General features: G+C 63.4%; 21 protein-coding genes. 11 read left to right on the top strand and 10 right to left on the bottom strand.

All coding sequences use genetic code 11. The features are described from left to right. Nucleotides 1–39 precede the first annotated feature (39 nt). From NKI59_RS13180 to NKI59_RS13135, 10 genes are all read right to left on the bottom strand, one after another. Nucleotides 40–978: a sugar phosphate isomerase/epimerase family protein gene (locus NKI59_RS13180; RefSeq protein WP_023676019.1), complete on the bottom strand. Its 939-nt coding sequence runs from the start codon at nucleotides 976–978 to the stop codon at nucleotides 40–42. Continuing rightward, nucleotides 978–2,495 carry a glycerol-3-phosphate dehydrogenase gene (locus NKI59_RS13175; RefSeq protein WP_023676020.1) on the bottom strand — a complete coding sequence of 506 codons (1,518 nt, stop codon included), beginning with the start codon at nucleotides 2,493–2,495 and terminating at the stop codon, nucleotides 978–980. The genes NKI59_RS13180 and NKI59_RS13175 overlap by 1 nt, the downstream gene beginning before the upstream one ends. A 19-nt stretch (nucleotides 2,496–2,514) precedes the next feature. Beyond that, entirely contained in the window at nucleotides 2,515–3,555 is a 1,041-nt protein-coding gene (locus NKI59_RS13170) for a 2-hydroxyacid dehydrogenase (protein ID WP_352704651.1), read from the bottom strand. A gap of 7 nt (nucleotides 3,556–3,562) precedes the next feature. Beyond that, nucleotides 3,563–5,125 carry an FGGY-family carbohydrate kinase gene (locus tag NKI59_RS13165; protein WP_352704649.1) on the bottom strand — a complete coding sequence of 521 codons (1,563 nt, stop codon included), beginning with the start codon at nucleotides 5,123–5,125 and terminating at the stop codon, nucleotides 3,563–3,565. Next, nucleotides 5,125–6,249, bottom strand: a complete 1,125-nt coding sequence (locus NKI59_RS13160) for an ABC transporter ATP-binding protein (protein ID WP_352455240.1) — start codon at nucleotides 6,247–6,249, stop codon at nucleotides 5,125–5,127. The genes NKI59_RS13165 and NKI59_RS13160 overlap by 1 nt, the downstream gene beginning before the upstream one ends. Continuing rightward, nucleotides 6,246–7,364, bottom strand: a complete 1,119-nt coding sequence (locus NKI59_RS13155) for an ABC transporter ATP-binding protein (protein WP_023676024.1) — start codon at nucleotides 7,362–7,364, stop codon at nucleotides 6,246–6,248. Before NKI59_RS13155 ends, NKI59_RS13160 begins: the two co-directional genes overlap by 4 nt. A gap of 4 nt (nucleotides 7,365–7,368) precedes the next feature. Next, complete coding sequence (locus NKI59_RS13150) at nucleotides 7,369–8,226, bottom strand: carbohydrate ABC transporter permease (RefSeq protein ID WP_023676025.1); 858 nt, start codon at nucleotides 8,224–8,226, stop codon at nucleotides 7,369–7,371. Between the two features lie 9 nt (nucleotides 8,227–8,235). After that, nucleotides 8,236–9,159 carry a carbohydrate ABC transporter permease gene (locus NKI59_RS13145; protein ID WP_352452414.1) on the bottom strand — a complete coding sequence of 308 codons (924 nt, stop codon included), beginning with the start codon at nucleotides 9,157–9,159 and terminating at the stop codon, nucleotides 8,236–8,238. A gap of 152 nt (nucleotides 9,160–9,311) precedes the next feature. Further along, on the bottom strand, nucleotides 9,312–10,757 hold the full coding sequence (locus NKI59_RS13140) for an ABC transporter substrate-binding protein (protein WP_023676027.1): 1,446 nt from the start codon (nucleotides 10,755–10,757) through the stop codon (nucleotides 9,312–9,314). A gap of 44 nt (nucleotides 10,758–10,801) precedes the next feature. Then, a complete protein-coding gene (locus tag NKI59_RS13135) occupies nucleotides 10,802–11,776 on the bottom strand; it encodes a sugar-binding transcriptional regulator (RefSeq protein WP_352455242.1) in 975 nt (324 codons plus the stop codon). Between the two features lie 226 nt (nucleotides 11,777–12,002). Between NKI59_RS13135 and NKI59_RS13130 the strand changes: the two genes are divergently transcribed. From NKI59_RS13130 to NKI59_RS13080, 11 genes are all read left to right on the top strand, one after another. Continuing rightward, nucleotides 12,003–13,046 (top strand): LacI family DNA-binding transcriptional regulator, encoded by a 1,044-nt coding sequence (locus tag NKI59_RS13130; RefSeq protein ID WP_352569335.1) that lies wholly within the window; start codon nucleotides 12,003–12,005, stop codon nucleotides 13,044–13,046. A 36-nt stretch (nucleotides 13,047–13,082) separates the two neighbouring features. Next, on the top strand, nucleotides 13,083–14,351 hold the full coding sequence (locus NKI59_RS13125; protein ID WP_352704647.1) for an ABC transporter substrate-binding protein: 1,269 nt from the start codon (nucleotides 13,083–13,085) through the stop codon (nucleotides 14,349–14,351). 77 nt (nucleotides 14,352–14,428) lie between these two features. Continuing rightward, nucleotides 14,429–15,274: a carbohydrate ABC transporter permease gene (locus NKI59_RS13120; RefSeq protein WP_352704645.1), complete on the top strand. Its 846-nt coding sequence runs from the start codon at nucleotides 14,429–14,431 to the stop codon at nucleotides 15,272–15,274. Further along, nucleotides 15,271–16,113, top strand: a complete 843-nt coding sequence (locus tag NKI59_RS13115) for a carbohydrate ABC transporter permease (protein ID WP_023676032.1) — start codon at nucleotides 15,271–15,273, stop codon at nucleotides 16,111–16,113. Before NKI59_RS13120 ends, NKI59_RS13115 begins: the two co-directional genes overlap by 4 nt. A gap of 21 nt (nucleotides 16,114–16,134) precedes the next feature. After that, nucleotides 16,135–17,175 (top strand): ABC transporter ATP-binding protein, encoded by a 1,041-nt coding sequence (locus NKI59_RS13110; protein ID WP_023676033.1) that lies wholly within the window; start codon nucleotides 16,135–16,137, stop codon nucleotides 17,173–17,175. 32 nt (nucleotides 17,176–17,207) lie between these two features. Then, nucleotides 17,208–18,488 carry an amylo-alpha-1,6-glucosidase gene (locus tag NKI59_RS13105; protein ID WP_023676034.1) on the top strand — a complete coding sequence of 427 codons (1,281 nt, stop codon included), beginning with the start codon at nucleotides 17,208–17,210 and terminating at the stop codon, nucleotides 18,486–18,488. A gap of 192 nt (nucleotides 18,489–18,680) precedes the next feature. Continuing rightward, a complete protein-coding gene (locus tag NKI59_RS13100) occupies nucleotides 18,681–20,081 on the top strand; it encodes an SWIM zinc finger family protein (RefSeq protein WP_023676035.1) in 1,401 nt (466 codons plus the stop codon). A 305-nt stretch (nucleotides 20,082–20,386) separates the two neighbouring features. Further along, nucleotides 20,387–21,511 (top strand): DUF5691 domain-containing protein, encoded by a 1,125-nt coding sequence (locus NKI59_RS13095; protein ID WP_352590284.1) that lies wholly within the window; start codon nucleotides 20,387–20,389, stop codon nucleotides 21,509–21,511. A gap of 20 nt (nucleotides 21,512–21,531) precedes the next feature. Then, nucleotides 21,532–22,611: an ATP-binding protein gene (locus tag NKI59_RS13090; protein WP_023676037.1), complete on the top strand. Its 1,080-nt coding sequence runs from the start codon at nucleotides 21,532–21,534 to the stop codon at nucleotides 22,609–22,611. Nucleotides 22,612–22,615: 4 nt separating this feature from the next. Further along, nucleotides 22,616–24,874: a DUF5682 family protein gene (locus NKI59_RS13085; RefSeq protein ID WP_352704643.1), complete on the top strand. Its 2,259-nt coding sequence runs from the start codon at nucleotides 22,616–22,618 to the stop codon at nucleotides 24,872–24,874. Continuing rightward, on the top strand, nucleotides 24,867–26,123 hold the full coding sequence (locus NKI59_RS13080; protein WP_352704641.1) for a VWA domain-containing protein: 1,257 nt from the start codon (nucleotides 24,867–24,869) through the stop codon (nucleotides 26,121–26,123). The genes NKI59_RS13085 and NKI59_RS13080 overlap by 8 nt, the downstream gene beginning before the upstream one ends. Nucleotides 26,124–26,251 lie beyond the last annotated feature (128 nt).

The raw sequence follows: 26,251 nt of genomic DNA, 5'->3' as shown, positions 1-26,251 counted from the left end.
GGTTCTGAGCAGGAGCTGCCTCAGCTCCTGCTCATCCGATCATGCTCGCGGCAAGAGATCGGCCCTGCCGGTCTCGATAAATGGTGCCCAGTAGTCGACCGACTCGCGGATCATGGCGATGACCTCGTGGTCGACGGGCTCGCGCTCGCGGAACGACAATTCCAGGCAGATCTCGTTGTCGACGCCGCCGCCGCGACGCACTGTCTGAAGGAGCTTTTCCGGCGTGATACGGCCGTCGTTGTTGTAGGTCGCAGTGAACGGCCAATGGCCGCCCTTGTTCATCGACGACTGCTTGACGTGGATGATCGGCGATTGCCTGGGAAAGGCTTCGGCCCAGGCATAAGGGTCGGTGTCCGCCGGATTGCTCGAGGTCACGTCGCCATGGTCGATGTCGACCATCATCTTGAGCGGGACGGCCATGCCGGCCGCTTCGATCTCGCGCTGCAGTGCCCGGCAGCTTTCGATCGTATGGCCGAATTCGCGGCCGACCGACATCGGCTCCCAGAACAGGTAGGTCAAGCCGGCTGCTTTGGCATGCTCGGCGACCTCGCGCCAGCATTCCAGCGCGATGTCGAAAAGCCGCGCGCGACGTTCAGGATTGTCGTAATCCCGGTGGGTGAAGATCGCGAATTGCGTGCCCATGCCCGCGGCGCCGAGCTCGGCCGAAACTTCTGAAAAGGTCTTGAACCAGTCGACGTAGTAGCGCCGCACGTCGGCATCGGGATGGCCGAAATGATTGAGCCGGCCGTAAGGGCCGGTCATCGCGGAGGTCACGCGCACACCGGTGCGGTTGAGCGCGGAGCGGAACAGGCGGACGAATTTGGCGATCGTCGCCGCCGGCCAGCCGGGATTGACGAATTCATGGGTGAGTTGGACGTCCCTGATACCGATCTGATAGGCGATCGCGTCGATCAGGTCGTCCGGCTCCGCAAAGCGGTTGACCAGCGGATTGGTGTTGAGCGAAAGCGTAAAGGCCATCAGCCGGCCTTTGCCAGCCGGCTCGAGCACCAGTCCTCGAAGGCGGTTCTTTCCGCGGCGGACAGATGCAGGCCGTGCTTGGTGCGCCTTTCGAGAATATCGGCGGCGGTCTCGGCCCATTCATGCTCGAACAGGTAATTGGCTTCGCGCTCGAAAAAATCCTTGCCGAAGCGCCGGCCCAGTTCGGCGAGCGAGGTGGCCGCGCCGACCAGATCGCGCGTCCTTGTGCCGTAGAGCCTGCCGTAATGCTTGACCAGCGATGCCGGCATCCAGGGAAATTCATGGCCGAGGTCGCCCAGAAACTGCTCGAAATCGGCATTGGCGATATCGCCGCCCGGCAGGTGCCCTTTCGAGGTCCACGGCTTGCCCATTTTCGGAAAGAACGGGGCGATACGGTCGAGCGCGTGCTCGGCCAATTTGCGGAAGGTGGTGATCTTGCCGCCGAAGACCGAAAGCAGCGGCGCCTGCCCAGCCGGTGCGTCGAGTTCGAATATGTAATCGCGGGTCACCGCGCTCGGATTGTCGGCATTGTCGTCATAGAGCGGCCTGACGCCGGAAAACGAGTAGACGACGTCGCTTCGTGCGAGCTGGCGCTTGAAGTAGCGATTGACTGCCTTGATCAGGTAATCGATCTCGCTCGCATCGGCGGTCACGTCCTCCGGCCGCCCGTCATAGGGAATGTCAGTGGTGCCGATCAGCGCCAGATCGTTCTGATAGGGATTGATGAAGATCACCCGCTTGTCGCTGTTCTGAACGAGATAGGCCTGCCGCCCTTCCCAGAATTTTGGCACGACGATGTGGCTGCCCTTGACCAGGCGCACGTTGCGCCTGGAATTCTGGCCGGCGACGCGGTTGATGACGTCGTCGACCCAGGGTCCGGCGGCGTTGATCAGCGCCCGTGCCCGGACTGTGGTCCTGACGCCGGTTCGACCGTCGCGCATCTCGATCGACCACAGGCCGTTTTCGCGACGGGCGGCTATGCAGGCGGTGCGGGTGAATATCCTGGCTCCGCGCTCAGCGGCGTCGAGCGCGTCGATGACGACCAGGCGAGCGTCATCGACCCAGCAGTCAGAATATTCGAAGCCGCGCTTGAAGGCGTCCTTGATCGGCGCGCCTTCGGGCGCGGTGCGCAGGTCGAGCGTACGCGTGGCCGGCAGCCGCTTGCGGCCGCCAAGATGGTCGTAGAGGAACAGGCCGAGCCGGACCAGCCAGGCCGGCCGGTCATCGGGGCTGTGCGGCAGCACGAAGCGCATCGGCCAGATGATGTGCGGCGCGGATTCGAGCAGCACCTCGCGTTCGATCAGCGCCTCCCGCACCAAGCGGAACTCGTAATATTCGAGATAGCGCAAACCGCCATGAACGAGCTTTCCCGATCGCGAACTGGTGCCCTCGGCGAGATCGTCTTTTTCGCAAAGAATGACCGACAGCCCCCGGCCTGCCGCATCGCGCGCGATACCGGCGCCATTGACGCCGCCGCCGATGACGAAGAGGTCGACGATTTCGGTTTCACCGCTCATCTCGCTCTATGCCCTGTCGTCAGCATGGATTGACCGGAGGCAGACCGGCGATGAAGCGGCGCACTTCCTCGGCCGCCTGCTCGGCCGCGTAGGTCACGGTGCGTACCGACGCGCCGGCGATATGCGGCGTCAGCGTCACGTTCGGCAGTTGCAACAGCGGCCAGTCGGCAGGCACTGGCTCGACGGCGAACGTCTCCAGCATAGCACTGCCGATGTGTCCCGAGACGAGCGCCTCGTAGAGCGCATCGTAGTCGACCAGCGGTCCGCGCGCGGTATTGACGAAGATCACGCCGGGCTTCATCCGGGCGATGGCGTCCTTGCCGATCAGGCCGCGCGTCTCCTCGGTGACCCGGGAATGCAGCGTGACCACATCGGAGCGCGATAGGAGATCGTCCAGCGCAACCAGTTCGACCCCGGCATTGCGGTCCTCGGCGTTCAATTGCACATAGGGATCGCAGACCAGGATGCGGCAGCCGAAGGCGCGCAGCAGCCGTACCAGCCTGGTGCCGATATTGCCGTAGCCGATGACGCCGACGGTCATTTCGTTGAGCTCGCGGCCGGTACGGTCGGCGCGGTAGAGATCGCCGCGCCACTCGCCCTTGCGCAAGGCTTCGTGGCCGACGCGGATCAGCCGCGTTTCGGCGAGAATGGCGCCGATGGTGAACTCGGCTACGGCGCTGGCATTGCGGCCGGGCACATTGACAACGGTAATGCCGTGGGCCTTGGCGGCGGCCATGTCGATGTTGATCGGTCCGCCGCGCGAGACCGCAACCAGCTTGAGCGTGGGCAGGCGCTGCATCATGCTTTCGGAGAGCGGCGCAAGCTGGGTGACGAAGATTTCGGCGTCGCCGATGAAATCCACCACCTCGTCGGGATCGCCGAAATACTCCTTGACTTTGTCCAGACCAAGCGCGGCATTGCCGAATTGCATCGGCTCGTCGGGCCAAGCGGTCTCAATGCTGCGGATGTCGAGGTTGCCGCCGCAGGCCGCCTCGATTTTCTCGCGAAACACTTCCGGAAGCATGAAGCGGTCGCCGATGATCGCAATTTTCTTGAGCATGCTCTTCTCAATTCACGTCGGTTTGCCTGGACGCGGCCATCGAACGCCAGACCGGCCGCAGCGCCTCATGCGCCAATGTGTAGGACGGAGCCATCGCCTCATAGGCACCGGCAAGTTCCCGGTCGCTGGGCTCAGCCGCACGGAGCAAAGGCGTGACCCATTCACTGACGCAATCGTCCATCGATCCGTATTGGCCGACGCAGACAGCAGCAATCATCGCAGCGCCCGCAGCACCGGCCTCCTCGCGCTCGCTGGTGCGAATGTCGGCGCCGACCGCAGCACCCAGGATCTTGCGCAGAGCCGGGCTCCTGGCCGCTCCGCCGGTCAGGCGGATTTCCTTGGGCAGTGGCCCCATGGCGGCGTAGCAATCGCGTGCCGCGAAAGCCAGCCCCTCGAACACCGCGCGGACCATGTCGGCATAGCCGTGCCTGGACGAAATGCCGATGAAGCCGGCCCTGGCATTGGCATCGACGAACGGCCCGCGCTCGCCGGCCTCCGAGACATAGGGCTGGTAGAGCAGCGAGCCTGGCTCGGACGACGATATCCACTGGTCGACCAGCGCGATCATCTCGCCATTGGTCCGCGTAATACCTTGCGAGGCGAGAATCCCGGAGGCGAGGCCAAGGACCCAGTCGATATTGAGCGTTGCCGCCATGTTCGACTGCATCTGCGCAAAGACGCCGGGTGCCGGCATCGTCATCGTGTAGCCGGTTGCAGCCTCGTTGAGCAGAACCTCGTCCGGCGTTTCGGCAAGCCGCATATGCATTCCGGTGGAGCCGATGATCGAGCATCCCGGCTTGCGTTCGCGATCGAACAGGCCGGCGCCGAGCGCCGTGCAGGCGACATCGACATAGGCCAGAACGACCGGTGTGCCGGCGAGCAGGCCGGTCGCATCGGCTGCTGCCACCGACAGCGAGGTGCTTTGCCTGGTGCCATCGACGATGGGCGGCAGTAGATGCCGGAGATCGGTGACGCCGAGTACCTCGAGCACATCATCGCAATAGCCGCGCGTGCGGAAGTCGCCGAAGGTGAAGGTGCCCTCGGACGGGTCGGTGGCGCGGTGGCCGGTCAACTTGAAATAGAGCCAGTCCTTGCAGTGGAACGCCGTCGCTGCATTGGCAAGCATCGCGGGCATGTGGCGCTTCATGAACACGAACTGCGATCCCTGCTGGCAGGCAGCGAGCCCGCTGCCGGTCTTTTCGAAGCGCAGCCGGTCCTCCGGCCGCGCGCGGATCTCCTCGACGACCGCGGCAGCGCGCGCGTCGAGCCACAGCCAGCCCTTGGCAACCGGCTCGCCATCCTTGTCGATCAGCCAGGTACCGTCGCCCTGCCCGGTCACGGCGATGGCAATGGTCCGGCTGGCGAGATCCGGCACCTTGTCGGCAAGCTCGCGCAAGGTCGTCGCGGTATCGGCCCAGGTGCGTGTCAGGTCCTGCTCGGCACCGCCGCCCGGCAGTGTCTCGTATTTATTGGGCAGCGCGGCGGACGCGATCTGCCTGCCCGCCGTGTCAAAGGCGACGGATTTTATGACAGACGTGCCGGCGTCGATGCCGATCAGCACATCCTGCATCAAGCAAGCTCCGTGCCGTGCGAAATGGCGTCGCCGCTCGCCTGATCGAAGACGTGCAGGTTTTTCGGATCGATGCTGATCTTGATCGGTGCGCCGAGCTCCAGGCGCGTCCGGTCATGTTCGACCAGAACCAGCGAACCGCCGGCGAAATCGGCGGCAATATGGGTCTGGTCGCCAAGCCATTGATTGGCCGAAACCATGGCCGGGACGCCATCCTTCGAGCGGCGCACGGCATAGGGCCTGACGCCGATGACGACGCGTTGGCGGTTGAGCAATTCGTCGCGAACCGGGCCGCTGAACGCATCCTTGTCGTAGTCGAGCGAAAGCCCGTCGGGCAGCTTGAGACTGATCTTGCCGGCAGCCGTGCCGACATAGGCCTCGAAGACATTCATCGGCGGCTCGCCGACGAAGGTGCCGGTGAACAGGTTTGCCGGCCGCTCCTTGAGCCTGTCAGGCGTATCGAACTGCTGCAGCACGCCGCCCTCCATAACGGCGATGCGGTCGGCCAGCGCATTGGCCTCGGTCTGGTCGTGGGTGACCAGAATCGCGGTCAGGCCGCGCTCCTTGATGAAGTGCTTGATGCGGCCGCGCAGCACGGCGCGAAGCTGCGGCTCGAGCTGGCCCATCGGCTCGTCCAGCAGATGCAGGTCGGCCTCGCGGATCAGCGCCCGGCCGAGGCTGGCGCGCTGCTGCTGGCCGCCGGAGATCGAGCTCGGATAGCGCTCGAGAATGTCCTCGATCTCGAGCAGCTTGGCGATGTTGGCAACCTTTGCATCGACCGCACTCTTCGCCAGCCTGGCCGCCTTGAGGGCGAAGGCCATGTTCTCGCGCACGGTCAGCGGCGGGTAGAGCGAATAGCCCTCGAAGGCCATTGCGACGTTGCGCCTGACCGGCGGCAACGTGTGCACCTTGCGGCCGGCAACCGCGATGGTGCCGCGCGAGACCTCTTCGAAGCCTGCGATCATGCGCAATGTCGAGGTCTTGCCGCAGCCGGACGAGCCGAGCAGCGCCACGATCTCGCCCTTGGCGATTTCCATCGTCAGGTTCTTGACGGCGTGTACGCCGCGGTCGATCGGACCGTAGAACTTGTCGACGCCCGAAATGGTGATTGCGGTCGGGCTCATGCCGCTTCTCCGCTGCGCAAATTGACGACGTTTTTCGAGCCGATGCGCTCGCCGCTTGTGCGATCGAACAAAAGGGCGCTTTTACTGTCGACGGCAATGTAGACCTTGCCCTCGGATTGGCCCGGTGTCCCGGAAGGACGCGAAACCAGGATTTCACGGCCGCGCACGGTGCGCACCAGCGTGACGATCTTCTCGTTGAGCGGCGTCTCGGCCTCGACCGTCACCGGGATGGCGCCGGGCGTGCGTTCATCGACAAACGCCAGCGCCTCCGGCCGCAAACCGATCACGCAGTCGCGGCCGACCGCCGCCTCATGAGCGCCGGCAAGATGGACCTGGACGTTGGACAGGCCGACATAGATGCCCTTGGCGTCCCGCGCCGGCTTGACGTCCAGAAGGTTGATGGTCGGATCGCCGAACAGCCGGGCGATCTCGACATTGGCCGGCTCGCGATAGATCTGCTCGGGCGTGCCGAGCTGTTTGACGACGCCCTGCGACATCACCGCGATGCGGTCGCCGAGCGCCATCGCTTCCTTGTAGTCCTGGGTGACGTAGATGACGGTCGCGCCACGATCCGCCAGCAGTCTTGGCAATTCCAGCCGCATTTCGAAGCGCAATTTGGCATCGACGTTGCGCAAGGGATCATCGAGCAGCAGCAGCGGCGGCGAGCCGACCAGGGCGCGGGCAAGTGCGGTGCGTTGCTTCTGGCCGTTGGACAGCGCCCGTGGCTTGTGGCTGAGCACATGGCCGATTTTCAACAGCTTGGCGACGCTCTCGACGCCGGTCTTTATCGTGCCTTGCGATGAGTGCTTCGCCTGCAGCGGCGTCGCAATGTTATCGAACGCCGTCATATGCGGGAACAGCGCGAAGTTCTGAAATGCCATGCCGACGCCGCGGAACTCGGCGTCGAGATCGGTCATGTCCTCGCCGCCGATGAGTATCTTTCCCTCGTCGGGGTCGATGACGCCGGCCACCAGCCGCAGCAGCACGGTCTTGCCGGCGCCGGACGGCCCGAACAGGACCAGCGTTTCGCCGTCGGCGACGGTCAGCGACAGATTGTCGAGAACAGTCTGGCTTTTATAGCGCTTGACGATGTTTCGCAGTTCGAGGCTTGCCATCGGACTATCCTTTCACCGCGCCAAGCGACAGGCCTTCGACGAGATAGCGTTGTGCATAGAGCGCGAGCGCCAGCGTTGGCGTGATCGACAGCACGATCGCCGCCGAGATCTGGCCGTACTGGATGCCCGAGGAGGTGATGAAGGCGAGCGCGCCGACCGTCACCGGCTGCTTGTCGGCCGAGGCGAGCACCAGCGCAAAAACGAAATTGTTCCAGGCAAAGATGAAGGCGAGCAGACCGGCAGCGGCAATGCCTGGGCCGGCGAGCGGCAGCGCGATCTTGCGGAAGGTGGCAAACCAGGAATGTCCGGCAATGCGGTAGGCGTATTCGATGTCGGCGGGAATGTCCTCGAAATAGCCGCGCACGATCCACAGGATCAACGGCAGGCAGATCAGCTGATAGACCCAGATCAGCCCGATATAGGTGTTGGCCAGCCCGAGCTTCTGGAAATAGAGGGTGAGCGGCAGGAGCACCAGCAGCGCCGGCGCAAACCGGAACGACAGCAGCGTAAAGGCAATGTCCTCCGAGCCGCGGAATTTGTGCCGCGCAAAGGCGTAGGCCGCCGGAACGCCGAGCAGCAACGCGACGGCAACCGAGGTGACCGACAGGAAGACGGAATTCCAGAGGTTGCGCATGAAGGCGATATCGAGCGTGCCGGCCGCCGTCATCAGCTTGCCGGTGATCAAGGCAGTGTAGTTGGCGAGCGTCGGCTCGAAGACAAGCTGCGGCGGAATCCGCAGGATTGTCTCGTTGGTCTGGAACGACATCATCAGGATCCAGACGATCGGGAACATGAAGAAGATCACGACCAGCGCCAGGGCAATGCCGCGCAGGATGCGTTCGAGAAGCGAGGTGTGTTCCACGCCAGCCTCCTATGCCTGGCCGCGGGCGCGTTCGCGCAGCCGCAGCCAGTTCTTGATGAAAATGTTCGAGAGGAAATAGGTGATCGCCCACAGGATGATCATCAGTGCCGCCGAGCGGCCGACATTGGTCGACTGGAAGAAATTGAGATAGGCCTCGACCTGGAACACGGTCAGCGTGTCGCCCGGACCGCCCTGGGTCATAGCGTAGATGATGTCGAATTGCTGGATCGAATCGAGCAGGCGGAACAAGGTCGCCGTCAAGATGTAGGGGGTCAGCATCGGCAGTGTGATGCGGAAGAAGACGAAGCTGCGTGGCACGCCGTCGAGTGCTGCCGCCTCGAAGGGCTGCGTCGGCAGGCTGCGCAGGCCGGCAAGCAGCAGGATCATGATAAAGGGCGTGTAGACCCAGATGTCGACAAGAACGACGGTGAGCAGTGCCGTCGACGGAGACGAGGCCCAGCGGAAATCCTGCAACCCGATCAGGCTGGCGAGATAGCTGAGCACGCCGAAACCGGGATTGGTCATCAGCTTCCACATCAGCGCGGCGAGCGCCGGCGCCGTCATCAGCGGCATCAGCAGCATGATCGAGATGAAGTTGTTCAGCGTCGAGCGCTTTTGCAGCAGCATGGCGATGCCGAGACCGAGAAGCAGTTCAAGCACAACGGTGATGCCGGCGTAGAGCAGCGAGATCTCCAGCGTGTTCCAGAACTTCGGGTCGGTGAAGAAGGAGATATAGTTGTCGCCCCAGTTGAACTGCCGCGCCCAGGGTTGGCTCAACCGGTAGCGCTGGAACGAATAGACCACCGACGTCAGGAACGGGATCAGGATGCCGATGCAGACCAGCAGAGCCGGCAGGCTGAGGAGATAGGGCAGCACCCGCTTGCTGATCCTGAAGCCCGACGGCCTGTTTCTTTGTATTGTCGCCGCAGTCATCGGCTGCTCCGTCATCCTGTTGCTTCGCCGTCCCGGCCGCCCAAGGGAGCAAGGCGGCCGGTCGGGCGAGCAGGCGGCACCTTTCGGGACCGCGTCGCAAACGTATCACATCTCAAAGGCTGGCCCGCGGACGGGTCAGCCTTGGCCGCGGCTTAGCCGAGCCCGGCTTCCTTGAGCTGGCTGTTGATGCTCTCGGCCAGCTTGTCGAGGCCCTCGTCGACCGGCACTTCCTTGGCCACCATCTTCTGCAGCGTCGCCGCCCATTCGGTGGTGAGATCGAAGAACAGCGGCTGCGGGGTGAACTTGATGCTGGCGCCTGGCGCCGAGACGTCGAACATCTCGACATAACCCGGATAGCTCTTGTTCAGCTTCTCGCGGAACATCTCGTCGTTCCAGACCGACTGACGAACCGGATTGACGAAGTCCATCTTGGTCGCACCGAACAATGCATGCTCGGGTCCGGATGCCCATTGCATGAAGTACCAGGTGGCGTCCTTGTCCTTGGAGAAGTTGGACATCGACAGCGACCAGATCCAAATATTGGGCGTCGGCGCCTTGGCGGCAGGATTGGCCTTGAATGCCGAAAAGGCGAGCTTGCCGGCCATCTTGTTGTCGCCGCCATTCATGAAGTAGCCAAGGATGTCGGCGTCGTAAATCATCGCCGAAGCACCTGCACCGAGATCGGTGCCGACCTGATACCAGGTGTAGGTCGACCAGTCCTTCGGACCGCTCTCCTGGATCATCTGGACCCACTGCTTGTGGAAAGCCTTGGATTCGGCGGTGTTCATAGCAGCCGACAGCTTGCCGTCAGCCGAGACGTTCAGGTCCTTCTGGTCGAAATTGGCGTAGGCCGACAGGAAGCCCGGGTGGATCGTTGCCCAGGAGCGCGAGCCGCGCACGCCGATGCCGTAGACGCCACCGCCGACGTCCTTGGTGAGCTTCGCCGCCGTAGCGACCATCTCATCCATATTGCCGGGAACGCTGACGCCGACCTTGTCGAACATGCCCTTGTTGTAGGTGATGTTGTTCTGCTCGAAGCCCCACGGAATGCACCATTGCTTGGCGTCCGCCGAACCGAGCGCGCCGCCCGGCTGGCCGTTCCAGGCGCAGGAGTTCTTGACGCCTGGCAGGAAGTCGTCCCAGGCATATTTCGGGTTGGTCTTGGCCGGATCCTTGATCCATTCGTTGAGGTCGGTGATCCAGCCGGCCGGGCCGTAGGTCCAGGTCATGTAGGCGCCGGTCATGAAGGCATCGTATTCGGGCGAGCTGGCCGACAGCGCGGCGGTAACCTTGTCGAAATAGACGTCTTCCGGGAATACGTCATAGACGACTTCCATGCCGGTCAGCTTCTTGAAATTGTCGAGGTTGGCGATCATCGCATCGGCGTAAGGATGCTTGTTGAGCAACAGCTTGATGGTTTTGCCCTTATGCGCCTGCCAGTCGAAATCAGCCGCCAGGGCGCGGGTCTGCCCGAAATTGAGCAGTGTGCCGGCGGTGCTGGCGGCAAGGCCCATTGCACCGAGGCCCTTGATCAGCCCACGGCGGTCGACTTGTCCACGCAGGAATGCGTCGATGAGGTCTTTCTCTTTCTCATGCATTTCTCTTCTCCTCCACAGGGTAGTTTCAACGAAATGGTTGCCGGCTACCCGACCGGCGTCTGTTCCACGAGCGATCGCGCCGTCCGCTCGTCGGTTATCAGGCCCTTGAGATAGCGGCCCTCCAGCACTGACTTGATGGCGCGAACCTTCACCTTGCCGCCGGCGACGGCGACAATCCTGCGGTTGCTGATGTCTTCGCGCGCCAGTGCCAGCGCCCGGTTGGAAAGGGTCGTCGCAACGGCCTTTCCGGCATCGTCGAAGAAATGGCCGAGCAGTTCGCCGACGCCGCCGTTGCGGCGAATCTCCTCCATCTCGCCCTTCTCGATCATGCCGGTGGCGACAAGCGAGGCCTCACGCTCGGCGGTGCCGATGCCGGCAATGAGCAGGTCGGCGGTCTTGGCGAGGTCGAAGACATCGCTGACGCCCTTCTGCCCGAGCAACACCGTTCGATCCTCGACCGTGTTGGCGAACATCGGTACGGGCATCACATAGGCCTCCGCACCAGTCCGCTCGGCGACGCGGTGGATGACGTCATGCGGATTGGCCGAGAACTTGCGCGTCAGGCCGCCAAGCAGCGAGACGAAACGGATCCTGCCGGCCGATATGCGCGGCAGATATTCCACGCAGGCGGCAAGCGTGCGGCCGTGGCCGACGCCGATCAGCGCCTCTTCGCCGCGTTCGATCTCGCGCTTGAGAAACTGCGCGCCAGCAATGCCGAGCGCCTTGAGCGGTAGGTCTTCGGCATCGAAGTCCGGAACCACCTCGCAGTAGTCGAGGCCGTACCGGCCGGACAACTCATCCTCAAGCTCCACGCATTCTGAGACTTCGCCGTCGATGTAGACTTTGACCAGGCCTTCCTGATTGGCCTTGGTGATCAGGCGATGCGCCTTGAGACTGGTCAGGCCAAGCCGTTTGGCGACCTCCGACTGGGTCAGGCCGCCGGCATAGTGAAGCCAGGCGGCACGGGCTGCCATGCCGGTCTCATCGTCGCGCAGCAGGCCGTTGCCAAAACCAACCATTTCCGCCCTTTGATATTTTTATCAGTTGCTGCAAAATTTTTCACAAGGCGTCGCCCGAGTCAAGCAACCGCTGCGTTTAAATCTCCGGCCAGGAGTTTGCCGGCCGGGGCCGAATAGGGCCGCGCTAACCAATGGGCAAGAAACAACACTACCGCGCGTCGTTTAAAACGTTTGCAATTTCGCTTGAAGTGATTACAAACGTTTCAAACTTCGTTCGGGAGGAACGATGCCGGCCCGCGTTACCACCCTCAAGGAACTTGCTGCGCAGCTCGGCCTGTCGATTACCACCGTTTCGCGCGCCCTTGCCGGTCACGAGCAAATTGCCTTGAAAACGCGCCAACGTGTCGCCGAGGCTGCGCATCAGGCCGGCTATGTGCCGAACACCGCAGCCCGCACGCTGGTCTCCGGCCGCAGCGGCTTTGTCGGCATGGTGCTTCCGATCCGCGGCCCCAATCTGGTCGATTCCTTCCTCGGCGAATTCGTCACCGGTCTCGGCGAAGGGTTGGTTTCGCACGGCTCCGACCTGATCCTGGCCGCAGCGGCGCAGGGCCAGTCGGAACTTTCCGTGCTTCGCCATGTCGTCGAATCCGGACGCGCCGATGGGGTCGTCGTCACCCGCATCGCCGAGGTCGACGAGCGGCTTGCCTATCTGCGTCACCGCAATTTCCCGTTCGTCGCGCATGGCCGGCTGCTCGACGGCGACTTTGCCTACCATTGGCTCGATACCGATGGCGCGCACGCATTCGGCGAGGCCTTCGACATGCTCTACGATCTCGGACACCGCCATTTCGGCCTGGTGACGATTTCCGAGCCGATGACATTTCGCCATCTCAGACAGGACGGGCTCGCCGCCGCGATCGCCCGCCGGGGCGATCCGTCCGTCAGGCTCGATGTGGCGACGGCGCCGCGTTTCGATCGCGGTGCCCGCATCCAGGCAATCAACCGGCTTCTGCACGCCACCGAGCGGCCGACGGCGATTGTCGCGCTGTTCGACGAGCTGGCGCTGACTGTGATGGAAGAGGCGGGGCGCGCCGGACTTGCCATTCCTCGCGACCTTTCGGTGATCGGCTTCGACAACATAGCCGCCTCCGCCTATGCGCCGCCGGGGCTGACCACTTTCGACGCCTCGATCCGCCGGTGCGCGCGCGAGATCGGCGAGATGCTGCTGACCGTAATCGGCGACAGGCCGGACGCGCCACTGACGCGGCTGGTCCGGCCGACACTTGTCTCGCGGGCAAGCCATGGCCCGGCACCCACAGGACGGAACTGACGCCTTAGCGGCGCACAACCAGGGAGGAAGACGACGATGAATGCGTTGAGGACATTGGCAGGTGCGGTGCTGGCGTTGTCGCTTGCTGCCGGCGCAGCACAAGCCCAGCAGGTGTTGTTCTGGTCGACACAGGCGCGACCAGTGGAAGAGACACAGAAGATGCGCAGCGAAGTGCTGAAGGGGTTTGACGGCCAGGTCGACTATCAGGTCGCCGAGGACGGGCCCTGGCTCACCCGCCTTCAGGCCGAACTGCAGGCCGGCTCCGGCACCATAGGCGTGCTCGGCGGCCTGCACGGAGACTTCTCCACCGTCGGCGCGAACCTTGTCGATCTCTCTGGCGTCGATCTCGGTGGCGTCAAGGTCAACGAGACCTACAAGAAGCTCGGCATGCTCGGCACCGGCGAGCAGAAGTACCTGCCATGGATGCAGGCCACCTTTCTGATGGCGGCCAACAAACAGGCGCTGCAATATCTGCCGGCCGGCACCGATCTCAACACCATCACTTATGACCAACTGATCGAGTGGGCGAAAAACATCGCTGAAAAGACCGGTTCGCCCAAATTCGGTTTTCCGGCCGGCCCGAAAGGGCTGAAGCACCGTTTCTTCGAGGGTTTTCTCCTTCCATCGTATACCGGCTCGATGGTGACGAAGTTCCGCTCGGCGGAGGCCGAGACGGCGTGGAATAAGTTCAAGGAATTGTGGCAATACACCAACCCGAATTCGACCAACTATGCCTTCATGCAGGAGCCGCTGCTGACCGGCGAAGTCTGGGTGGCATTCGATCACGTGGCGCGCCTCGCCGACGCCTTCAACCAAAAACCCGACGAGTTTGTCGCCTTCCCGGCGCCGGCTGGCCCGGCAGGCCGCGGCTACATGTCGGTGGTGGCCGGTGTCGCTATCCCGAAGACCTCGCCTGACATGGACAAGGCCAAGGCGCTGGTCGCCTATATGCTGAAGCGGGAAACCCAGATCGCGACGGTGAAGGCGACAAACTTCTTCCCCATCGTCGACGTCAAGCTGCCCGACGACATGCCGGCCTCGGTGAAGGCCTTCAGCCCAGTGATCGCCACCATGACCGGAGCTCCCGATGCGTTGCCGGCGCTGCTGCCGATGGGACTTGGCGGCCTCGGCGGCAAGTTCAACCAGGTCTACACCGACAGCTTCGAGCGCATCGTGCTCGGCGGCGAGGATGTGCACGGCGTGCTCGACGAACAGGCGACGGCGCTGAAGGCGATCATCGACCAGGCGAAGGCGCCATGCTGGGCGCCCGACAAGCCCTCGCAAGGCGCCTGCCCGGTCGATTAAGAATCCTCCCGGGCGTCCGGATTTCCAGCGCGCCGGGCGCCCACCCCTTTTGAAGCTTCGAATAGAGAGAGCGCTCCATGCACAGCAAGGCCCTGCCCTATCTGCTGCTGACGCCGGCGACGCTGTTCCTCTGTGTCTTTTTCCTTTACCCGTTCGTGTTGGTCGCCTTCGAGGCGTTCACCCGCGACGGCGGCTTTACGCTCGACAATTTCCGTACCATGGCGGGCAGCTGGAAGTTTCCGGTCACTGTCCGCAATACGCTGCTGCTGAGCGCCATCGTCGTGCCGATCCAACTGGTGATGGCGCTGCTGATGGCAACGGTGGTGTCGCGGCTTGAAACCGGGCGCAGCGCTGCGCTTTACATCTTCGCTATTCCGCTCGGCATCTCCGATCTCGCCGCCGGGCTGATCTGGCTCGCCATCTTCGACCAGTCCGGCTTCCTGAACACCTTGCTCTCCAATCTCGGCGTCATCGACAGGCCGGTTATGTTCCTCGGCTACCAGAGCAAGCTGACGATCTTCATCGCCGTGGCGCTGGCTGAGATCTGGCGCGCGACCGCCATCATGATGGTCATTCTGGTCGCCGGCATGGGGCTGATCCCCCGGGAATACTACGAGGCGGCGGAGGTCTTTGGCGCTAGCCCGTGGAAGCGCTTCATCAAGATCACGCTGCCTCTGCTGCGCCCAAGCCTGCAGACCTCGATCATCCTGCGCGTCATCCTTGCCTTTGAGGTCTTTGCCGTGGTTGCAGCACTCGGCGGCACCAATCTGCCGGTGCTGATGGGCGAGACCTACAATTGGCAGTTCGCGCTGCAGGACCACAATGTCGCCGCCGCCATGGCGCTGTTCATCCTCGCCATCTCGATCGGCTTCACGCTGTTCTTCCTGCGGGTGCTGCGTGTGCCGAAGGAGACTCGCATATGAGCACTGTCGCGGAGCTCTCGATCGCCGCGCCTGAGGCCCGCAAAGCCGGCAACTGGTTGCTGGTCGCAACGGTCATCCTGCTTTGCGTCTGGGTGCTGCTGCCGATCTATCTGTTGATCGTCAACGCGCTGTCGTCGCCGGAAGAGGTGACCGCCTTTCCCAAGCGCTTCTTCCCGTCATTCGATTTCGGCAGCCTTTCTTTCTTCATCAATTTCGCCGGCGTCGCCAAGGCGCTGTGGAACTCCGTTCTCGTCGCCACGCTGACGATGCTCCTCTCGATCGGCTTCGGCGCACCCGCGGGCTACGCGCTGTCGCGCTTCGAATTCCCGGGCAAGGAAACGTTCCGTTTCCTTGTGCTGATGACCCGCGCCTTCCCGCTGCCGCTGCTGGCGCTGCCGCTGGCGGTGATGTTCATCCGCACCGGCCTCGACGACACCGCGATCGGGCTGGCGCTGGTCCACACCACGCTGGCGCTGCCGTTTGCGGTGCTGATCACCTTCTCGCTGTTCTCCGGCATTCCCGTCGAGCTGGAGGAGGCGGCCTGGACGCTCGGCTGCACGAGATTGCAGGCATTCCGAAAAGTCATTCTGCCGCTGGCGCTGCCGGGCATCGCGGCGTCGGCGGTGTTTGCCTTCACCATCTCCTGGAACGAGGTGTTTGCTGCCGCAGTGCTCACCATAGAGAACCGGACGCTGACTGCCTTCCTGTTGCAGAGCCTCGGCGAATCGCCGCTCTACCTCAAATTTGCCGGTGGCGCGGCACTGGTCATTCCGGCGCTGATCTTCATCTTCGCCGTTCGCAAATATCTGTTCGCCATGTGGGGGATCGCCAACCGATGACGCGCACAAAAGAGAACGCCGATGGCTGAGATCGTCATCAAGCAGGTGGCAAAACGTTTCGGCGGCTTCACAGCGCTGCATTCGATCGACCTGACCATCGCCGACCAGGAATTCATGGTGCTGCTTGGCGCCTCGGGTTGCGGCAAGACCACGCTGCTGAGGATCGTCGCCGGGCTGGAAACGCCAAGCCAGGGCGAGGTCTGGATCGGCGGCCGTCGCGTCGACCATCTGCCGCCGCGCGAACGCGGCATCGCTATGGTGTTCCAGAATTACGCCGTGTTTCCGCACCTGACGGTATTCGAGAATATCGCCTTCGGCCTGCGCATGAAGAAGCTGCCGCAGCAGGAGGTCGACGGGCGCGTCAACCGCACCGCCGAGCTCATGCATATCGAACAGCTTTTGAAGCGCTATTCGGGCCAGCTTTCCGGCGGTCAGCGCCAACGCGTGGCTGTGGCCCGGGCCCTGGCGATGGAGCCTGACGTGATCTTGATGGACGAGCCGCTGTCCAACCTAGACGCGCTGCTGCGGCTCGAAATGCGCGCCGAGCTCAAAGGTGTGCTCGCGGCGTCCAAGACCACCACCATCTACGTTACCCACGACCAGGTCGAGGCGATGAGCCTCGCCGACCGCATCGCCGTCATGCATCAGGGCCGTATCGTCCAGGCCGCCTCGCCGGTAGAGGTCTACCGCAATCCGGCGGCCCGCTTCGTCGGCTCCTTCATCGGCAACCCGCCGATGAATTTCATCCCGGCGACGAAGACGGCCGACGGCAGTTGGACCGTCGCCGGGCTGACGCTGCCCGGCCCCAAATCGGACAAGCAGACGATAGAATTCGCCATTCGCCCCGAGGATGTGGACGCCGGCAACGAAGGTATTAACGCCACCGTGCGCGTTGTCGAGCCGCTCGGACCGCACACGCTGGTCACCTGCGACGTCGAGGGCGGCCTGTTCCGCGCCATCCTCGAATCGAATGCCACGGTCGCCGTCGGCGATCACTTGCGGCTTTCGCCCAAACCCGATCGCGTCCGCTGGTTCGATCCCGAAACCACCAACGCCCTTTGATCCCCTTCGATTCTGAAAGTACGAACGCCCCGATGATATCTCTTGCTGTCGACGAAACCATCGCCCGCGCCGTCGAGGTGCTCAGGGAAAATGACCAAGGCACCTATACCATACCGACCAAGGGGCTCTACCCGTTTCAGTGGAACTGGGATTCCTGCCTGACCGCGCTCGGCCTTGCCCACTATGACGAGGCGCGCGCCTGGACCGAGATCGACACGCTGTTCGCCCACCAATGGCCAGACGGCATGGTGCCGCACATCGTCTTCCATGTCTGGAGCGACGGCTATTTCCCCGGGCCGGAGGTCTGGCGAACCAACCGCCCGACTGCCACCTCCGGCATCACCCAGCCGGCGGTCGCCGGCTTTGCCGTGCGCCGCTTGTTCGACCAGGCCAAGGACAAGGCCCTGGCGGCCGATCGCGCCCGCGCGCTGTTGCCGAAAATCGATGCCTGGCACCGCTGGTTCTACGAAAATCGCGACCCGGACGGCGAAGGGCTGGTCGCCATAATCCACCCATGGGAGTCCGGCCGCGACAACTCGATCGACTGGGACGAGGCGTTCGAGCGCGTGCCGACCGAAGGCGTCGAGCCCTACACCCGCCGCGACATCCTGCACGCCGATCCGGCGCATCGTCCAACCAAGGCACAGTATGACCGCTATGTCTGGCTGTTGCAGCATTTCCGCGGGCTTGGCTGGGATAATGCCCGGCTGCACGATGCCTCGCCATTCCAGGTCGTCGATCCCGGCTTCAACGCCATCCTGATCCGTTCCGCCGCCGACCTTGCCGATCTCGCCGAGGCACTTGGCGAAACCGAAATCGCAGAAGCCAATCGCGCCCGTGCCGAAAAGGGGCTTTCGGCAATGGAACGGCTGTGGAGCGACGCGCATGGCCAGTACATTTGTTTCGACCGAGTGGCCGGAAAGCATGTTGACAGCGCGTCGGTCGGCGGCATTCTGTCGGTATTTTCGGCCATCCCGGAAAGCCGGGCAGCGACCATCGCTGCAACGATCGAGCGCATCGCCGGCAAAGCGCGTTACATCGTCCCGTCGCACGATCCTGAGGATGGGCGCTTCGACCCAAAGCGCTACTGGCGCGGCCCGGTCTGGCTGGTGGTCAACTACATGATCGCCGACGGCCTTGCCGCCGCCGGCCACAGCCAAATCGCACAACGGATCACGCAATCCAGTCTCGAGCTGATCGCCGAGAGCGGTTTTGCCGAATATTACGATCCCCTCAGCGGCGAGCCGCTCGGCGGCAATCGCTTCACCTGGACCGCGGCAATGGTGATCGAGTTCCTGAAGGGCAGAGCCTGAACGCTTCCGCCTAGGCCGCCGGCTACCAAAGCCCGTTCTGTCTGCCGAATAACAGTCGACCCCATTTGCGTCTGAGGCATGTCCCGGCCCATCAAAACAGGGCCAAGGCATGCCAATCTTCACCATGCCAGAGCTATAATAATTCTTCACAAACCGCTATCTATACTGCGTCGGGGCGGGGAGAAGCGCGGCTTGGAATTCGATCTGAAAACCATTGAGGCGCTTGCTCCCGATCAGGCGTCGCTGAGCGCCGCCTCCAAGCTCACCAAACGAACGAACTGGCCGCGGCTCGAAAAGCATGAGCAGCAGGCGCTCATCTGGGGCGAATGCCAGGGCTCCGGCTCCAATCCTTATCGAGTGGTGGTCGACACGGGTGATCACGGCTACAAATGCACCTGCCCTTCGCGCAAATTCCCATGCAAGCACACTCTGGCCCTGATGTGGATTGCCGCCACCGCGCCAGCCAGTTTTGCCGCTGCCAATACCACGCCGGAATGGGTGAATGACTGGCTTGGCCGACGCAGGAAGACAACGCCACAGCCGGCGCAACCGGTACCCGGTGCGGAAGCCAAGCGCATCGGCGAAGCCTCACAAGCCGACGAGAGCACCGCCATTGAAGACATCGCGGCGCTGGAGCGTCGCGAGGCGGCGCAGCGCAAGCGGGCGGAAAGCACACGAGAAGCAGTGTCGGCTGGGCTCGATGAGCTTGACCAGTGGATTGCCGACCAGTTACGGCTCGGTCTGTCCGGGTTTGTCGACGCCAGCAGCGACCGTTGCCGGCGGATTGCTGCGCGGCTGGTCGATATGAAGGCAGCCGCGCTCGCCGGCCGTATCGACGAGATTCCGTCGCGGCTGATGGCGCTGCGCAGCGAGGAACGGTCTGATGCGGCAATCCGCGAGCTCGGCAAGCTCGTGCTGCTGGCCAAGGCGTGGCGGTCGGAGCCCGACGACCCCGAGCTGAAGCGCCTCGTATCAACGTCGGAACCCCGCGAACAGGTTCTCAGCAGTCCGGATGCAAGACAGGTTGAAAGCCTCTGGGAAGTTCTCGGCGAGAAGATCGAGAGCCGCCGCGATGGTCTGGTCAGCCATTCGACCTGGCTGCTCGATTTGAAAAGCGCCACCCCGCAATTTGCCGTGCTGCTCGACTTTTTCCCGGCTTCGGCCGGGCGCCGGTCCAACGCTTTTGCACCAGGCGACCGTTTCAATGCCCGACTGGTGTTTTATCCATCACGCCTGCCGCTCCGCGCCCTCGTGGTGGAGCGCATGGGGGAGGTTGTGCCCGGCGCGTGGCCCGATTTTGCTTTTGGCACCGCGAAGGATCCGCTCGCCACGCATGCTTCCCATCAGGACGCCGCGCCCTGGATCGCCGATTGTCCCCTCATGCTGCCGCCCGGTGCTATCCTGCTCGATGATCGGGGCACGGCATGGTGGCAGGCGGAGGATGAACCGCAGGGGATCGCCTTGCCGATCGCCGGCGCGGTAGATCAAACCTTGCTCGGCCTCGACCTTGCAGCCACGGCAGCGCTCTGGAACGGCGCCCGGCTTGAGCTTCTGGCGGCGCAAAGCGAGTTCGGGAGGCTTGATCTGGCGTGAACGAAAGCGAGCAAACAGGCCTGGCGGCAATGCGCGATTGCTGGATCACCGGCGGTGCTACGTTCGATCTGGCTCCGGCCGGATGGAAGGCAATCGCCGGCGGTGCAAGTCCCGACGAACAGGAGCGCCGGCTCCTGGCAATCGCAGCACAAGCGCTCGACGTCGCGCTGCGGCCGGCCGCGCCGACGACACTCAAGCGTCGTCCGCCGCTGCCCAGACTTGCCCTGCCCATTCTGCCGGCACGATTTCGGCCGTTGTTGAGAGCCGCTCTGAAGCACGCCGCCGACGCGAGGCGAAAGGCACGCGTGGCGGCGCTCGTCGCCAGCCGCGGCTTTGTGCTCCATCCCATGGACTGGATGCCCTCGGATCAGAACAGCCCGGACGTCTACGCACCATGGGTAGACTGGCAAGCAAGCATGAACGGGGAAAGGCTTGCCCCACAAGAGAAACTGACTGCGGAAAACTGGGATGAGTTCTATCCCGCCGCGCGACGCTTGGTCCTTGCCGATATGCGCCGTACCGACCCGACATCGGCTCGAATGTTGATCGAAGCCAAGGCGTCGGGCGAACCGGCGGAAGTCAGGCTTGCGCTGGTCGAGCTTATGCGCTTCGGCCTGAGTGCCGAGGACGTGCCTTTCCTGAAAAGCCTTTCCGCCGACAGGTCCGGCAAGGTGCGCGAACTGGCTGGCCGGCTGCTGGCAAGATTAGGAGAGCACGTTCGCCCGAGCGACGGTGGACCGGACGATCCCGTAGCCGAACTCGCCGCCTTTATCACTGAAGGCAGATCGGGCTTCATCCGCCGCCGGACGATCTATACTCCAGCAAAACTAAAATCCCAAGTGCAGGAGCAACGCCGCGCCGAACTGTTCGAGATATGCAACCTCGTCGACCTTACCGAACGGTTCAACACTACGGAAGCCGAATTCATAGGAGGCTGGCAATTTGGTGCCGACAATAAAGCCGACATCCTGATCGCACGAATGGTCGCCGCCTCAGGGAGCGAAGCCGCCCTTACGCAGATGGCGGATACGCTTATCGCCGAAGGCGGCAAACCGGCGCTGTTCGTGCTTCACCTCATGCCGCGCCTGGACAGCCGCAGAAAGCGTGTCCTCATCAGGCTGATCCTCAAGGAGACAACTTATCTTGGCATGATCAACCTGGCGGAAGGCATCGATGTCGACTGGCTGGAATGGGACGACCTGACGAATGGACAGGCGCTCGCCGCACTGCGTTCCGCCGCCGGCGGAAAAGACGACGCCGCGCGGCGGGGTCTCGACGATGTACTGGAGACGATCGGCTTCCTTGCCACCGCGACCACGGCAGCGAAATTGATCGACGACATGGTCGCGGCGGGCGTGCCGCCCGCGGCTCCTTCACTCGGGCTTCTACGTCTCAATGCATCACTGGCGGGGCCTGGAAGCAACACATGACCAATCCGGAGAACAGCAAAATGAACGCAGCCATCCGCCTCCCGGTCGAGCAGGCCTACGCTTCGGAATTGCAGGCGCTGGCGCGCGATGACGACCGGCAGAGGCCTGCCGGCTGGAGCCTGTCGCCACAGGCTGTGCTGACCTATTTGCTAGGCGGGAAGGCCGGTGACGGCACCTTGGTAACGCCAAAATATGTCGGTCGCCGCCGGTTGATGGAAACCGCGGTAGCGACGCTCGCCACCGACCGTGCACTCTTGCTGCTCGGCGTTCCCGGAACCGCCAAGTCCTGGGTGTCTGAACATCTTGCCGCCGCCATCATGGGCGACTCGACGCTGATCGTGCAGTGCACGGCCGGCACCGACGAGAACCAGATCCGCTATGGCTGGAACTATGCGCAGCTACTGGCAAAGGGCCCGAGCCAGGAAGCGTTGGTGCCGACGCCGCTCTACCGAGCCATGCAGAACGGCAAGCTCTGCCGGCTGGAGGAACTGACCCGCATGGGCTCAGACGTGCAGGACACGCTGATCACCGTGCTTTCCGAAAAGATGATGCCTATCCCGGAATTGAACACCTCGATCTACGCCCAGCGCGGCTTCAACATTATCGCCACGGCAAACAACCGCGACAAAGGTGTCAACGAGCTCTCCTCGGCGCTCAAGCGTCGCTTCAATGTCGTGGTGCTGCCATTGCCGGAAGACATGGCCGAAGAGGTGGCGATCGTCTCCAAACGGGTCGACGAGATGGCTGGCGGACTCGACCTGCCGGTGCCGAAAAATGTCGGCGAGGAGATCGCCCGTGTGCTGACCATTTTCCGCGAATTGCGCTCCGGCGCGACTGCCGACGGCAAGGTGACGCTGAAGACGCCTTCCGGCTCGCTGTCGACCGCAGAAGCGATCGCCACGATGGTTGGCGGGCTCAGCCAGGCGGCGTGGTTCGACAGTGGCAAGCTCGGCGCCGAAGGTCTCGCCGCCAGCCTTGTCGGCGCGATCGTGAAGGATCCGGTACAGGACAAGGTGGTGCTGGAGGAATATCTGGAAACCGTGCTCAAGAAGCGGGCCGACTATGCCGGCTATTACGCGGCGCTGAACGCAGCGATCTGACGCCATGGGCCACGGCGACATTGCCTATTTCGGGATACGCCATCACGGGCCGGGTTCCGCCGACAGCCTGGTGCAGGCACTGAAGGATTTGAACCGGGTCGCCGTGCTGATCGAGGGGCCGATCGACGCCTCTGAGCTTCTGCCCATGCTGGCCCGCCCCGAAATGCAGCCGCCTGTGGCGCTCCTTTGCTATCCGGAGGACGATCCGGCTTCGACAAGCTTCTGGCCTTTTGCCGAGTTCTCGCCCGAATACCAGGCGGCGCTTTGGGCTGTGGGCAATAAGGCGACGTTGCAGTTTATCGACCTGCCGTCATCGGCACGGTTCACCACTGCTGCGATCGGTGGCGCGGAGGACACCGATGCGACCGAAGCTACCCAAGCCCCCGAGGATGGTGACGCGGCTCCGCTTCCGCGTGATCCGATAGCCATGCTGGCACACGCCGCCGGTTATGAGGACGGCGAAAGCTGGTGGTCGGACATCATTGAACAGAACCCGGAACCCGGCCCCATATTTGCGGCCATCGCCGATGCGATGACGACACTGCGGAATGGTGAGGGTCCGATCGCGCAGTTCGAAGCCAAGCGCGAGGCGCATATGCGGCTCGAAATCGCCAAGGCGCGTAAGCAGTTCGACGGGCCGATCGCCGTCGTCTGCGGGGCATGGCATGTGCCGGCGCTGCAGGCCACCCACACTCAGAAAAACGATCAGGTCCTGATCAAGGGAATTGCCCGGCGCAAGAGCACAATGACATGGGCACCGTGGACGGGACCGCGCCTGGCGCGGGGATACGGCTATGGCGCGGGCGTCGTCGCACCGGGCTGGTGCAAGCATCTCTGGCGCACGCGCGGCCGGCGCGATGCGGCGACCCTGTGGCTTGCGACGATCGCCGCCGTGCTGCGGGCGAAGGGTCACCTGATCTCGACCGCTTCGTTGATCGAAGCGGAGCGGCTCGCCCGGACGCTAGCCGCGATTCGCGAACGACCGAAACCCGGATTTGAGGAATTGCGCGACGCCGCGATCGCCGCCCTCTTCAACGGCGAAGCGTTGCTGTGGGGGCTGGTCGAGGCCGAGCTGCTTCTGGGTTCGGACGTCGGCGAAATTCCGCCCGACACACCGCTGGCGCCACTGATCGAGGATCTGCAGCGTAGCCAAAAGGCGGCGCGCCTAAAACCCGAGGCGCTGGAGCGGGAACTGTCGGTCGACCTGCGAAGCGAGAGCGGGCTGTTTCGCTCGACATTGCTGCATCGGCTGCACGTGCTTGGTGTGCATTGGGGCAGACTGACCGATGCCGGTCGCAGCCGTGGCACCTTCCGCGAGCGGTGGACCCTAGCGTGGGAACCGGAATATGCCGTTCGTCTGGTCGAGAACCTGATCTACGGGCCGACCATCGAAAAGGCTGCCAATGGCCGCCTGATCCAGATGATCGAAACGGCGGCGACGCTCGATACGCTTGCGGCACTGGTCCAGAGCGCCATCACTGCAGGCCTGTCGGAAGCATCGACTGCCGGCCTCACGGCGTTGGAGGCACGCGCGGCGCGCAGCAGTGAATGCCTGGAGATCCTGGCGTCGGTGCCGCCGCTCGCCGACATTGTCCGCTACGGCGAGGCCCGCAAAACGCAAACGGACCGGCTGTCCGGCCTCATGGAGCGGCTGATCGTCGAAGGTGCGATCGCGCTTCCCTACGCTGCGCGCGATCTGGATGAGCAGGCCGCCGCGACACTGGTTGGTGCGATGCGCAAGGCCGATGAGGCGATCAGGCTGGTCGAACCCGGCCAAGACGTGCTGGACGGATGGCGCAACGGGCTGGCGGCCGTACTGGAGGCGTCACGGTCGACGGCGCTGCTGGCCGGGTGCGCCGCACACCTGCTGTATGAAGCTGGTCGCCTGTCCGCCGAAGCCGCTGCCGGGCTGCTCGGGCGACGCCTGTCACCGGGGACGCCTGTCACTGACGCGGCCGGGTTCTTCGAAGGCTTCTTCAGCACAGCCGGTCAACGGCTGATTTATGACGAGGGTCTGCGCGGTGCGGTCGATGGGTGGCTCAGATCCCTGGACGAAGATGCTTTCATCGCGCACCTGCCGTTGCTGCGCCGCGTCTTTTCCAATCTGGATCGCATGGAACGCCGCCGGCTGATCGAAGCGGTCCTCGGCCGCGCCGCGCGCTTGCCGGCTGGCCTGACGCCGACGCCGGATGGCGGCGAGGCATGGCGCCGGCACCTGGGGCTGCTTGGACCATTGCTCAACGGAGAAACCGGCAATGGATGACGAGGCCGAAATGAACGAACCCGGCCCGCTCACTGCCGATGGCGGAAGGGAGCGCCGCTGGCGACTGGCGATCGGCGCCGATGACGAAACGTCTGGGGCACTTTCCAGCGACGACAAACGGCTTTCGGCGGCACTCGACGCTCTCTACGGCGACGGCATTAGCGCCGCTTCTGCCGACCCACGCAAGCGGCGTGGCGGCCTTGGCCGGTCGGCGCCGCGCGTTGCACAATGGATGAGCGACATCCGCTCCTTCTTTCCGGCGCAGGTCGTCCAGATCGTCCAGAAGGACGCCTTCGAACGGCTGGACCTGAAGCAGATGCTGATGGAACCGGAATTCCTCAAGGCGATCGAGGCGGACGTCAATCTCGTCGCCGACCTGATTTCGCTGCGCTCGGTCATGCCGGCCAAGACCAAGGACATTGCCCGGACGATCATTGCCGATATCGTCGGCAAGCTGATGCAGAAGCTGGAGCAGAAGACCGCCGAGGCGATACGCGGCGCTCTCGATCGATCGAGACGCACCAACCGCCCGCGTGCACGCGATATCGACTGGCAGCGCACTATTTCGGCGAACCTTCGCCACTATCAACCCGAGCATAGGACCATCGTGCCGGAGAAACTGGTCGGCTTCATGCGCAAGCAGCGCCGGCTTGTCGATCTGGATGAGGTCGTTCTCTGCGTCGACCAGTCCGGCTCGATGGCAAGCTCGGTGGTCTACGCCTCGATCTTCGCGGCTGTGATGGCCTCGCTGCCGGTTGTGCGCACCAAGCTTGTCTGCTTCGATACGGTGATCGTCGACCTGACCGAAGAGCTCAGCGATCCCGTCGAGGTGCTGTTCGGCGTGCAGCTTGGCGGCGGCACCGACATCAATCAGGCGGTCGCCTATTGCGCCGACCGTATCGAACGGCCCACCAAGTCGCATCTGGTGCTGATCACCGATCTCTATGAAGGCGGTAATGGCCAGGAACTGCTGCGGCGACTGGCAGCGCTGGTTCGATCCGGCGTAAATGTCGTCGTGCTTCTGGCGCTGACCGATCAAGGCCGGCCCGGCTACGATCCAACAATGGCAGGCTCGGCAGCAGCCCTTGGTATTCCCGTCTTCGCCTGCACGCCGGATCTGTTTCCGGACATGATGGCTGCGGCCTTACGCCGCGACGATATCGGAGCATGGGCGGCAGGCGCCGACATCAAGGTGGTCCGCGCCGAAACGCAGGCGTCGAGCCACCCATCACCAACTGCCACAGTTTGACAAAACGCGGTCCGCGCCTATGGTCGACCTGTTACAGGAGCGGTGCATGGCGACAGCAACCGACTGCATTTTTGGCGGGTTTTCCGCATGTTTTCTTTCCAGCGAAATTCCCGTCAAGCCGCTCCTGC

The sequence above is a fragment of the Mesorhizobium sp. M0598 genome, from assembly GCF_040320865.1.
Lineage (GTDB): Bacteria > Pseudomonadota > Alphaproteobacteria > Rhizobiales > Rhizobiaceae > Mesorhizobium.
Note: the sequence above shows the minus strand (reverse complement) of the source record. Positions and strands in the feature narration are given on the sequence as shown.